Here is a 10736-nt window from a genome sequence, read left to right on the forward strand (position 1 = left end):
GAAACTGGAGCGGACCGCGAGCACTGCCCAAACCCAAAAGGGGCGCCATGTTCGACGCCCTCGCGGCATGGGTCAATGGTGCGCGCGGCCCATCGACAGACAACACGTAACCTTATCTTTCCGCCCAGAGCACCAGCACGTCAGTGCTGAACGAGCCGTCGGCAGTGATCTCGAAGTACTCACGCACTTCTTCGCCAACGGCGCCCTGCAAGGCCAGAATCGCCTCGCGCAGCACCTGAGGCGTGCGCATGCGATCGACCCAGGAGCCGAATTCCAAGTGCAGCCGCTGCCGGCTGTGGCTGCGCACCTGCAAGCCAGCTTCGCTGACCTGGTGCAGCCATTCGGCCGGCGAATAGTCGCGCACGTGGCTGGTGTCGCGCAGCACCTCGACGCTCTGCAGGTAGGTGTCCAGCAGCGGCCGACCCGGCGACGCGACATCGATGAACGCCGCCACGCCGCCGGGCTTGAGCACTCGACGCACTTCGCGCAGAGCCAGGCCGAGATCACTCCAGTGGTGCGCCGAATAACGGCTGAACACGAAATCGAACTCGCCCTCGGCGAATGGCAGACGCTCGGCAGCGCCATGTACGGTGCGCAGATTGCTCAGGCCACGCTCGGCTGCGGCACGGGCGACCACCTCGAGCATCTGCGCTGAGAGGTCGTAAGCCACCACCTCGCCGACCTGCGGTGCGATCTGGAAACTCACGTGACCAGCACCGCAGCCCAGATCCAGCACGCGAGCCTCGTCACGGCCGCTGACCTCAGCCTGTAACAGCGCGAATTCGCTGCCTTGGGCATGCACTGCACTATTCAGATAAGCACTGGCCTGTTCCCCGAACTGGCGCTGCACCACACTGGTGTGACCTTTATCCGACATGACAGCTCTCCAGCGAACCGACTACTTGATAGCGCCGAACAACCAGGGCTGGCGCTGCTGATAACCCACCTCGAACTCACGGATCGATTCCGCGTTCTGCAGGGTCAGGCCGATGTCGTCGAGGCCATTGAGCAGGCAGTGCTTGCGAAACGCATCGACCTCGAAGCGGTACTGCACGCCATCGGGACGAGTGACCGTCTGCGCCGCGAGATCAACGGTCAGCTGATAGCCTTCCTGCGCCTCGGCCTGCTCGAACAGCGCATCCACTTCTTCTTCGGCCAGCACGATCGGCAACAGACCGTTCTTGAAGCTGTTGTTGAAAAAGATGTCGGCGAAGCTCGGCGCGATCACGGTACGAAAACCGTACTCATCCAGCGCCCAGGGCGCGTGCTCGCGGCTTGAGCCACAGCCGAAATTCTCGCGCGCAAGCAGCACGCTGGCGCCCTGGTAGCGCGGGAAATTGAGCACGAAGTCCTTGTTGATCGGCCGATTGGAGTTGTCCTGGTTCGGCTGCCCGACATCCAGGTAACGCCACTCGTCGAACAGGTTCGGGCCAAAGCCGGTGCGCTTGATCGACTTGAGAAACTGCTTGGGGATGATCTGGTCAGTGTCGACGTTGGCACGGTCGAGGGGTGCGACCAGGCCGGTGTGTTGAGTGAAAGGTGTCATGTCGTGCTCCTCAGGCCTGGATCAATTCGCGAACGTCGATAAAGCGACCGGTCACCGCCGCGGCGGCGGCCATGGCCGGGCTCACCAGGTGGGTACGGCCACCAGCACCCTGACGGCCTTCGAAGTTACGGTTGGACGTCGAGGCACAATGCTCGCCGTTGCCGAGTTTGTCCGGGTTCATCGCCAGGCACATGGAGCAGCCTGGCTCACGCCATTCAAAACCAGCCTCGATGAAGATCTTGTCCAGCCCCTCGCTTTCCGCCTGGGCCTTGACCAGACCGGAACCCGGCACGACCAACGCCTGCTTGATGGTACTGGCGACCTTGCGGCCCTTGGCCACCTCGGCTGCGGCGCGCAGGTCTTCGATACGCGAGTTGGTGCAGGAACCGATAAATACCCGATCGAGCTGAATAGCGGTGATCGGCTGGTTGGCCGCAAGGCCCATGTACTTGAGGGCGCGGGTGATCGAATCCTTTTTCACCGGGTCGCTTTCACGGGCTGGGTCCGGCACGTTCTGGTCGACGGCCAAGACCATTTCCGGCGAGGTGCCCCAGCTGACCTGCGGTTTGATGTCTTCGGCACGCAGCTCGACCACGGTGTCAAAATGCGCGTCGGCGTCGGAGACCAGGTCACGCCATACAGCAACGGCCTGCTCCCAATGCTCGCCCTTGGGCGAATAAGGACGGCCCTTTACATAAGCCATGGTCTTTTCGTCCACGGCCACCAGCCCCACCCGGGCACCGGCCTCGATGGACATGTTGCAGATGGTCATGCGGCCTTCGAGAGACAAATCGCGGATCGCGCTGCCAGCGAATTCCAGCGCATGCCCGTTGCCGCCAGCGGTGCCGATCTTGCCGATCACCGCGAGCACGATGTCCTTGGCGGTGACGCCGAACGGCAGCTTGCCTTCAACGCGCACCTGCATGTTCTTCATCTTCTTGGCGATCAGGCACTGGGTGGCGAGCACGTGCTCGACCTCGGAGGTGCCGATGCCGTGGGCGAGCGCGCCAAACGCACCATGGGTGGAGGTGTGCGAGTCGCCGCAGACCACGGTCATACCCGGCAGGGTAGCGCCCTGCTCCGGGCCGACCACGTGCACGATGCCCTGACGCACGTCGTTCATCTTGAATTCGAGGATGCCGAAGTCATCGCAATTTTCGTCCAGGGTCTGCACCTGAATGCGCGACACCTCATCGGCGATGGCTTCCAGGCCGCCCTGGCGCTCGGCGCGGGTGGTCGGCACGTTGTGGTCCGGCGTGGCGATGTTGGCGTCGATGCGCCATGGTTTGCGCTGAGCCAGACGCAGGCCTTCGAAGGCCTGGGGCGACGTCACTTCGTGAAGAATGTGGCGGTCGATGTAGATCAGCGACGAGCCGTCGTCGCGTCGCTTCACTTCGTGCATTTCCCACAACTTGTCGTAGAGCGTCTTGCCTGCCATCAGCCTGTCCTCATCGGTCTTTCTATGCCAGGGCAATAGCCCTTTGGCTTATGGGGTAATGCTACGACTCGCCGTCAAATTACTCAAATTCATATTTTTCATCCAAAGCATTCCCTGACAGAATGCGAGAATATCGCGAACCGACAGCGGAAAATCGTATGGACCTGGCTACCCTCAACGCCTTCATCGCCATTGCCGAGCTCGGCAGCTTTTCCGAAGCGGCCATGCGCCTGCACCTGACGCAACCGGCCGTGAGCAAGCGCATCGCCAGCCTCGAGCAGCAACTGCGAGTGCGCCTGTTTGATCGCCTCGGCCGCGAGGTGAGCCTGACCGAAGCGGGCCGCGCGCTGCTGCCGCGCGCTTACCAGATTCTCAACGTACTGGAAGACACGCGCCGCGCGCTGACCAACCTCAACGGCGAGATCACCGGTCGGCTGACGCTCGCCACCAGCCACCACATCGGCCTGCACCGCCTGCCACCCCTGCTGCGCGCCTTCACGCGTGCTCACCCGCAGGTGGCGCTGGACATCCAATTCCTCGATTCCGAGGTCGCCTATGACGAAGTGTTCCATGGGCGCGCCGAGCTGGCGGTGATCACCTTGGCGCCGGACACTCGCGAGCCGGTACGCGCGGTGGCGGTGTGGGACGATCCGCTAGACTTCGTCACCGCACCGGAGCATCCCCTGGCGCAAGGCAGCGGCGTGACCCTGGCCGATGTCGCCCTGCATCCGGCAGTGTTTCCCGGCGGCAACACCTTCACTCACCACATCGTCCATCGGCTGTTCGAAGCCCAGGACCTCATACCCAACATCGCCATGAGCACCAACTATCTGGAAACCATCAAGATGATGGTTTCCATCGGCCTGGCCTGGAGCGTGCTGCCGCGAACCATGCTCGACGATCAGGTGGCGCGCCTGCCGCTGCCGGGCATTCAGCTGTCTCGCCAACTAGGCTACATCGTGCATACCGAGCGCACGCTGTCGAATGCCGCTCGGGCCTTTATGCAGTTGCTCGACAGCCATCGCGACAACCTTGCTTTCGCGTCTGGGCAACGGCTAACGTGATACCTGTGCAGGCCAATTACCGGCCTCACCACGGTGCGCGCAAAGGATCGCCTCACCGCATGTTCCGCGTTACCTTGTAGAGGAAGGGTTATGGGCCACTCGAATAATAAACGCCCACCATTACCCTATGTTCCGGCGCTCGATCCGGCCGAGTTCGAAAAGACCTGGCACGACTCCCAGCACCTGCTGGCCGCCATCAATGGAGCCGGGCTGGGTGCGTGGTTCTGGAATGTCGACACGGGCGAAGTGAACTGGTCGCGCGGTGCGCAGAAGCTGTTCGGCCTCGACCCCAACGCCCCGCTCACTGCGCCCGTCGACTACATGGCGCTGATCCCTGAAGAAGATCGCAGCGAAGTGCTGCGCATGTTTCAGGCCGTGCTCGATGGCTCTCCCACCGCCGAGCCGATCCGTCATCGCATTCATTGGCCCGATGGCAGCCTGCACTGGCTGGAAATCACCGGCAGCCTGCAGGCTGACGAGGCCGGCCAACAGAAGATGTTCGGGGTGATCCGCGACATCAGCAGGCAGCGCGCCCAGGACCAGGCACTGGCGGACAGCCAGGAGCGCCTGCGCATGGCGCTCGAGTCTGCGGCTCTTGGCACCTGGGACTGGCACATCCCCAGCAACACCATGTTTGCCTCGGCACGCGCAGCCTTGCTGCATGGCCTGCCAGCCGAGCCTTTTCACGGCCCGTTTCTGGATTTCTTCGCCCAGGTCCCGGACGCTGACCGCCAGGCAATGCGCCAGGCCTACCTGGACCTGCTGCCAGCTGACGGCCAGGATTATCAGGTCACCTACCGTACGGTGCACCAGAACAAACAAGTGCACTATCTAGAGAGCACCGCCAAGCTGCATCGCGACGCCTTGGGGCAGCCGGTGCGCATGACCGGCATCCTCATTGATACCAGCGAGCGCACCCTGCGCGAGCAGCGTCTGCTGGCCTCCGAGCGCAAATTCGCGACCGTCTTCCAGGCCAGCCCGGATCCGATCTGCGTCACCACGCTGCCGGAAGGCCGCATCCTGGAAATCAACCCGGCGTTTACCCAGGCGTTCGGCTGGCGCTCGGCAGAAGTGACCGGGCGCAACATCTTCAAGCTTCAGCCGTGGCAGGCGTTGTCCGAAACCTCCAGTTTGCGCCGGAAGATCCTCAGCGGCACGGACCTGGACGACGAGCGCATCGACCTGATCGACCCGCAGGGGCTCAGCATGACCTGCGTGGTGTCGTGTCGACGTCTGGAGCTGAGCGGTCAACCTTGCGTGCTGAGCAAGTTCCGCGACATTACCGAACAACAGCGCGCCGAAGCCGCGCTCAAGGCCAGCCAGGAAAAGTTCTCCAAGGCGTTCCACTCAAGCGCGGATGCCATCACCATCACCACCCGCGACACGGGGCGCTACATCGAGATCAACGACGGTTTCACTCGTCTCACCGGCTACCGCGCCGATGAGGTGATCGGCAAGACCTCTGTGGAAGTGCAGATATGGGAGGATCCCGAACAGCGTCAGATGGTCCTCGATACCCTGCGCCGCGATGGTCATATCCAGCGCATGGAAATGCGTGGCTGGGATCGCAACGGCAATAGCCTGGAAGTGGAAGTGGCGGTCGAACAGATCGAGCTCGACGGGCAGGCCTGTCTACTGGTCACCGCGCGCGACATCGGCGAGCTCAAGGCCGCGCAGGCGCAGATCCAGCACCTGGCCTACCACGACCCGCTGACCAACCTGCCCAACCGCGCGCTACTGATGGATCGCCTGACTCAACAGATCGCCTTGCTGCAGCGCCATAAATTGCGAGGCGCCCTGCTGTTCCTTGACCTCGATCACTTCAAGCACATCAACGACTCGCTTGGCCACCCGGTTGGCGATGCAGTGCTCAAGCTGATCACCGCACGCCTGGAGGTCAGCGTTCGTGAAGAAGATACCGTGGCCCGCCTGGGCGGCGACGAATTCGTGGTGCTGCTGACCGGCATCGAAGGCAAGCTCAACCAAGTCATCAACCATGCCCTCAGCGCTGCGGACAAGCTGCGCATGCTGCTGAGCGAACCCATGCAGCTCAATGGTCACCGCCTGCAAGTGACGCCAAGTATCGGCATCGCGCTGATTCCCGACCATGGCCGCACCCCGGCCGATCTGCTCAAGCGCGCGGACATCGCCCTGTATCGCGCCAAGGACTCAGGCCGCAACGCCATCCAGCTGTTTCACAACAGCATGCAGCACGCGGCCAGTGAGCGCTTGCGGCTGGAAAACGAGTTGCGCCTGGCGCTGGCACGCGGCGACTTCGAACTCTACTTCCAGGCGCAGGTGGATGCCCGCACCGACCAGATCATCGGTGCCGAAGCCCTGCTGCGCTGGGTGCACCCCACCCTCGGCGAACAATCACCGACCCAGTTCATCCACGTGCTGGAAGAAAGCGGGCTGATCCTTGAAGTTGGCGCCTGGGTGCTCGCCGAAGCCTGTCGCGTCTGCGCGCAATTGCTTGAAGAGCGCGCCATCGACAAGCGTTTCAGCCTCTGCGTGAACATCAGCACGCGACAATTTCGCCAGGCCGACTTCGTTGAGCGGGTGGAGCACTGCGTGCGCAAGAACAAGCTGCCACCAGGCATGCTCAAGCTGGAGATCACCGAAGGCATCGTCATTCAGGATATCGACGACACCATCGCCAAGATGAATCACCTGCGCAAGCTGGGCGTCAGTTTTGCGATGGACGATTTCGGCACCGGCTACTCGTCGCTCACCTACCTCAAGCGCCTGCCGGTAGACGTGCTGAAGATCGATCAGTCCTTCGTACGCGACGCCACCAGCAACCCCAGTGATGCGGAGATCATTCGCGCCGTCTTGTCGCTTGGCCTCAGTCTGGGCCTGGCGGTCATCGCCGAAGGCGTTGAACAACAAAGCCAGCTGGACTTCCTGCAAAGCCAGGGCTGCCACTGTTATCAGGGTTATCTGTTCAGCCGCCCACAACCGCTTGCCGAGTTCCGCACGCTGCTTGCTCATAGCGTGCAGCGCCTGCATCGCAGCTGAAACAAAGAAGGCGCCACAAGGGCGCCTTCTCAGGTGAGTGCACAGCGGGAAATCAGCTCTCCAGCGCCGGGCGCTCAGTGCTACCGATAGGGATGCGCTTGGCCTTGGCCTCTTCCGGAACCAGACGCTCCAACTCGATATTGAGCAGACCGTTGATCAGGTTGGCGCTCTTGACTTCAATATGGTCGGCCAGACGGAACGACAGCTTGAAGGAGCGCTGAGCGATGCCCTGATACAGGTACGTGACGTTCTCGCCATTACCCGCGCGCTTGCTGCCGGTCACGGTCAGTACGCCACGCTCCACCTGCAGGTCGAGATCTTCGTCCTGGAAACCAGCCGCAGCGACAATGATGCGGTATTGGTCGTCGGCATGCTTCTCGACATTGTAGGGCGGGTAGCTGCTGCTCGTATCGTTGCGCATCGCCGATTCGAACAGATCGTTGAAGCGGTCGAAGCCAATCGACTGACGGAACAGTGGGGTCATGGAAAATGCAGTGCTCATGGTAAATCTCCTGAGATTTCAGCGAGTGATAACGTGCGAGACCCGACTTCGGCATCCCGCAATACTGAAAATGTGGATGCCCGAAAAAATTTCAAGGGCTTCCAAAATGGAGATTTCACGATGAGCAACGTGATCCTGATTACCGGTGCCAGCCGCGGCATCGGCGCTGCCACCGCTCGCCTGGCGGCGCAGCGCGGCTATGCGGTGGTGGTCAATTATCGCCAGCAAACCGAGGCTGCCGATGCCCTGGTCGGCGAGATCAGCCGCGCGGGCGGCATCGCCCTGGCGGCAAAAGCCGATGTGGCCAGCGAAGCTGAGGTCAGCCACCTGTTCGCCGCCATTGATGAGCGTTTTGGCCAGCTCGATGTACTGGTCAATAACGCGGGCATTCTCGAACAGCAGATGCGCCTCGAAGCGATGTCGCTGGAGCGCTGGCAGCGGGTATTCGCCACCAACGTGTTCGGCAGCTTCCTGTGCAGTCGCGAGGCGGTAAAGCGGATGTCCACCCGCGCGGGCGGACGCGGAGGCGCCATCGTCAACGTATCGTCGATCGCCGCGCGGCTCGGTGCGCCTGAGGAATATGTCGACTACGCTGCCGCCAAGGGCGCCGTCGACAGCATGACGGTCGGCCTGGCCAAAGAGCTTGCCGCTGACAGCATCCGCGTCAATGCGGTGCGACCTGGCGTGATCGACACCGAGATCCATGCCAGCGGCGGCGAGCCGGGGCGCGTCGCACGCGTGGCCGGGCATATTCCCCTGGGCCGCGGCGGGCTGGCCGAAGAAGTAGCCGAGGCGATTCTCTGGCTGGCAGGGGACCAAGCGTCCTACACCACCGGCACGCTGCTCGACGTCAGCGGCGGACGCTGAGCTGGCGGCTAGAGCGCCTCGCGCGCATCGTCCTGGCGCGGCAGGAAGGCCACACCGAGCAGCGCATCGATCTGCTCACAGTTGGTCTCACGGCGCAGCTGAGCAAACAGCTCCACCGCCTGTGGATAGCTGCGCGTGAGCATCGCCAGCCATTGCTTCAACCGCCCAGGCGCATAACGCGGGGATATCTTGCGGCGCGCTTGCAGCCAGAAGTCGGCAAGTAGCGGCTGAAATTCTTCCCAGCTCATCACACCCGCGTCCTGCCCTACCCGCGCGGCAGCGATTTGCCGCGCCAGATCGGGTCGCGCCACCACACCGCGGCCGAGCATGATGTTCTCGACACCGCTGACTTCGCGACAGCGCCGCCAGTCTTCCAGCGACCAGATGTCGCCATTGGCGTACACCGGCACCGCCACGGCTTCCTGTACCCGCGCTACCCACTCCCAGTGAGCGGGCGGCTTGTAGCCTTCGACCTTGGTGCGCGCATGCACGACGATCTGCGAGGCGCCGCCCTCGGCAAGAGCCTGGGCGCAGTCGATGGCCCAGTCCTTGTGATCGAACCCCAGGCGCATCTTCGCGGTAACCGGAATCGCCGCCGGTACGCTACGGCGCACCTCACGCACTATCGCGTGCAGTAGCTCCGGCTCCTTGAGCAGAACCGCCCCGCCTCGCGACTTGTTCACGGTCTTCGCCGGGCAGCCAAAATTCAGGTCGATCACCGGCGCGCCGAGCTTGCAGGCATAGGCGGCGTTGTCACCGAGGCATTGCGGATCGGAGCCGAGCAACTGCACGCGCAACGGCGTGCCCGCAGCGGTCTTCGCACCGTTGAACAGCTCCGGGGCCAGCTTGCGGTAGGTGGAGCGCGGCAGCACCCGATCCGTGACGCGAATGAATTCGGTCACGCACCAGTCAATACCGCCGACCCGGGTCAGCACATCGCGAAGGATGTCGTCGACCAATCCTTCCATGGGCGCCAGGGCGATCTGCATAACGGTTCTCTCGAAGATGACGGAAGCTCAATACACGAGCGGCAACGGCACGCCGGCCGAAGCGGCGCGTAGTGTAACGATGCGCACCTCGACAGGACAGCTACCGGTCGGCTGAACGTCACACCGCTGCACGCAGTCCATTGCAGTACCTACGCCTCGCCTGGACCGACGATGACCCGACTTCTGCTGACCGGCAGCCTGCTTGCGCTGCTACTGCCCGCCCCTGCGATCTTCGCCGCAGCCCCGATCTCCGAAGGCGTACCGATTGATCCGGCGGCCAGTGCCAAGCTGATCGTCAGTCGCGACCGCAACGCGCCCAATGCCTGCGATCTGCAGTTGCGCGTAGATGAGCAACTGATCGTGCCCATCCCGGCTGGCCAAAGCGTCACGCTGGACGTTCCGAGCGGCGAGCGAAGCGTCGTGGTCACGCCAGCGCGAGAGGGATTTTGCGCAGAGATCGATTTGGTGAGCAGCCAGTCAATTCTCCTGCTGCCCGGTGAAGTGCGCCGCTACCAGGCGGTATACGAGGCGCAGAAGCTGTTTTTGGCACCGCAGCCATAGCCTGTCAGAGCGGCAATAACGCCCTGCCATAGCCCTCGACGAATTCCGGCGGCATGCGCTTCGGCCTGCCGCTGGACAACTCGATACAAACGAAGGTGGTTTTCGCGCGCAGCAGCGTTGCACCGTCTTGAGGGCGAATCAGTTGAAAGCAGCGGTCCATCTTCAAGCGCTGATCGGACTCGACGATCCAGGTCCCCAGCTGCAGCTCTTGGCCTTCATACGCGCTGCTCAGGTAGTCGATCTCATGGCGTACCACCGCCATGGCGCGATCCAGACGACGGTACTCGACCAGATCCAGCCCAAGCGACTGCGAATGGCGCCAGGCGCAGCGCTCCAGCCAGGTCACGTACACTGCGTTATTGGCATGGCCCAGGCCATCGATCTCATCGCTGGCAACCACCAGCTCCAGCGTGAAGGGATTCGGGCGATCCCAGTTCATCGCAGAGACCCCGCCGCCGCGTGACCTACCGCTTGCACTGCGGCATCCGCTATCAGCTTCATGCAACGCTCCTTTATCGACACGAACCAGATTCAGGGCCAGACAGTAGGTTTTTTCGTTCAGACAACGCAAGCGCATCGAGCGCCATGCGTTCGGCCATACGTTTTCGAGCGCACAAAAACAAAAGGGTCACTTCGTGAGAAGTGACCCTTAAAAATCCCGCAGAGCGGGCAAATTGGCGTCCCCTAGGGGACTCGAACCCCTGTTACCGCCGTGAAAGGGCGGTGTCCTAGGCCACTAGACGAAGGGGAC

Annotated in this window: 10 protein-coding genes and 1 tRNA gene; 4 read left to right on the top strand and 7 right to left on the bottom strand. The window is 62.6% G+C overall.

Going from position 1 to position 10736, the window contains the following annotated elements; all coding sequences use genetic code 11:
- Positions 1–112: 112 nt before the first annotated feature.
- Genes BLS60_RS10805 through leuC form a run of 3 tightly spaced genes read right to left on the bottom strand, consistent with a single transcriptional unit; the run spans position 113 to position 2984 of the window.
- Positions 113–877 (bottom strand): class I SAM-dependent methyltransferase, encoded by a 765-nt coding sequence (locus BLS60_RS10805; RefSeq protein ID WP_092367767.1) that lies wholly within the window; start codon positions 875–877, stop codon positions 113–115.
- Between the two features lie 21 nt (positions 878–898).
- Positions 899–1546: a 3-isopropylmalate dehydratase small subunit gene (leuD, locus tag BLS60_RS10810; protein WP_092367770.1), complete on the bottom strand. Its 648-nt coding sequence runs from the start codon at positions 1544–1546 to the stop codon at positions 899–901.
- A 10-nt stretch (positions 1547–1556) separates the two neighbouring features.
- Positions 1557–2984 (bottom strand): 3-isopropylmalate dehydratase large subunit, encoded by a 1428-nt coding sequence (leuC, locus tag BLS60_RS10815; protein WP_070881867.1) that lies wholly within the window; start codon positions 2982–2984, stop codon positions 1557–1559.
- Between the two features lie 158 nt (positions 2985–3142).
- Between leuC and BLS60_RS10820 the strand changes: the two genes are divergently transcribed.
- Both BLS60_RS10820 and BLS60_RS10825 read left to right on the top strand, forming a co-directional pair.
- Positions 3143–4048 (top strand): LysR family transcriptional regulator, encoded by a 906-nt coding sequence (locus BLS60_RS10820; RefSeq protein WP_070881866.1) that lies wholly within the window; start codon positions 3143–3145, stop codon positions 4046–4048.
- 90 nt (positions 4049–4138) lie between these two features.
- On the top strand, positions 4139–7066 hold the full coding sequence (locus BLS60_RS10825) for a bifunctional diguanylate cyclase/phosphodiesterase (protein WP_092367773.1): 2928 nt from the start codon (positions 4139–4141) through the stop codon (positions 7064–7066).
- Between the two features lie 52 nt (positions 7067–7118).
- Here BLS60_RS10825 and BLS60_RS10830 read toward each other — a convergent pair whose 3' ends face one another.
- Complete coding sequence (locus tag BLS60_RS10830; protein WP_070881864.1) at positions 7119–7568, bottom strand: Hsp20 family protein; 450 nt, start codon at positions 7566–7568, stop codon at positions 7119–7121.
- A 120-nt stretch (positions 7569–7688) separates the two neighbouring features.
- On the opposite strand from BLS60_RS10830, the gene BLS60_RS10835 reads away from it, so the two are divergent.
- The gene (locus tag BLS60_RS10835; RefSeq protein WP_092367776.1) at positions 7689–8435 is read left to right on the top strand and encodes an SDR family oxidoreductase; all 747 of its coding nucleotides are present in this window, start codon (positions 7689–7691) and stop codon (positions 8433–8435) included.
- Between the two features lie 8 nt (positions 8436–8443).
- On the opposite strand, the gene BLS60_RS10840 is transcribed toward BLS60_RS10835, so the two are convergent.
- Positions 8444–9424 (bottom strand): tRNA dihydrouridine synthase, encoded by a 981-nt coding sequence (locus BLS60_RS10840; protein ID WP_092367779.1) that lies wholly within the window; start codon positions 9422–9424, stop codon positions 8444–8446.
- A 171-nt stretch (positions 9425–9595) separates the two neighbouring features.
- Between BLS60_RS10840 and BLS60_RS10845 the strand changes: the two genes are divergently transcribed.
- Positions 9596–9985 carry a hypothetical protein gene (locus tag BLS60_RS10845; protein WP_092367782.1) on the top strand — a complete coding sequence of 130 codons (390 nt, stop codon included), beginning with the start codon at positions 9596–9598 and terminating at the stop codon, positions 9983–9985.
- Positions 9986–9989: 4 nt separating this feature from the next.
- Here the strand turns inward: BLS60_RS10845 and BLS60_RS10850 are convergent, their stop codons facing one another.
- Together BLS60_RS10850 and BLS60_RS10855 are read right to left on the bottom strand one after the other, a co-directional pair.
- Positions 9990–10424 carry an acyl-CoA thioesterase gene (locus BLS60_RS10850; protein WP_070881861.1) on the bottom strand — a complete coding sequence of 145 codons (435 nt, stop codon included), beginning with the start codon at positions 10422–10424 and terminating at the stop codon, positions 9990–9992.
- Between the two features lie 236 nt (positions 10425–10660).
- Positions 10661–10736: transfer RNA gene (locus tag BLS60_RS10855), tRNA-Glu, on the bottom strand.

Origin of the sequence: Phytopseudomonas seleniipraecipitans (assembly GCF_900102335.1) — a bacterium.
GTDB lineage: Bacteria > Pseudomonadota > Gammaproteobacteria > Pseudomonadales > Pseudomonadaceae > Aquipseudomonas > Aquipseudomonas seleniipraecipitans.

Excerpts from the sequence above, each read along its gene's own strand:
- BLS60_RS10830 (WP_070881864.1), bottom strand. The coding sequence starts at position 7,568 with ATGAGCACTGCATTTTCCATGACCCCACTGTTCCGTCAGTCGATTGGC.
- leuC (WP_070881867.1), bottom strand. The coding sequence starts at position 2,984 with ATGGCAGGCAAGACGCTCTACGACAAGTTGTGGGAAATGCACGAAGTG.
- BLS60_RS10805 (WP_092367767.1), bottom strand. The coding sequence starts at position 877 with ATGTCGGATAAAGGTCACACCAGTGTGGTGCAGCGCCAGTTCGGGGAA.
- BLS60_RS10820 (WP_070881866.1), top strand. The coding sequence starts at position 3,143 with ATGGACCTGGCTACCCTCAACGCCTTCATCGCCATTGCCGAGCTCGGC.
- BLS60_RS10850 (WP_070881861.1), bottom strand. The coding sequence starts at position 10,424 with ATGAACTGGGATCGCCCGAATCCCTTCACGCTGGAGCTGGTGGTTGCC.
- BLS60_RS10835 (WP_092367776.1), top strand. The coding sequence starts at position 7,689 with ATGAGCAACGTGATCCTGATTACCGGTGCCAGCCGCGGCATCGGCGCT.
- BLS60_RS10845 (WP_092367782.1), top strand. The coding sequence starts at position 9,596 with ATGACCCGACTTCTGCTGACCGGCAGCCTGCTTGCGCTGCTACTGCCC.
- BLS60_RS10825 (WP_092367773.1), top strand. The coding sequence starts at position 4,139 with ATGGGCCACTCGAATAATAAACGCCCACCATTACCCTATGTTCCGGCG.
- leuD (WP_092367770.1), bottom strand. The coding sequence starts at position 1,546 with ATGACACCTTTCACTCAACACACCGGCCTGGTCGCACCCCTCGACCGT.
- BLS60_RS10840 (WP_092367779.1), bottom strand. The coding sequence starts at position 9,424 with ATGCAGATCGCCCTGGCGCCCATGGAAGGATTGGTCGACGACATCCTT.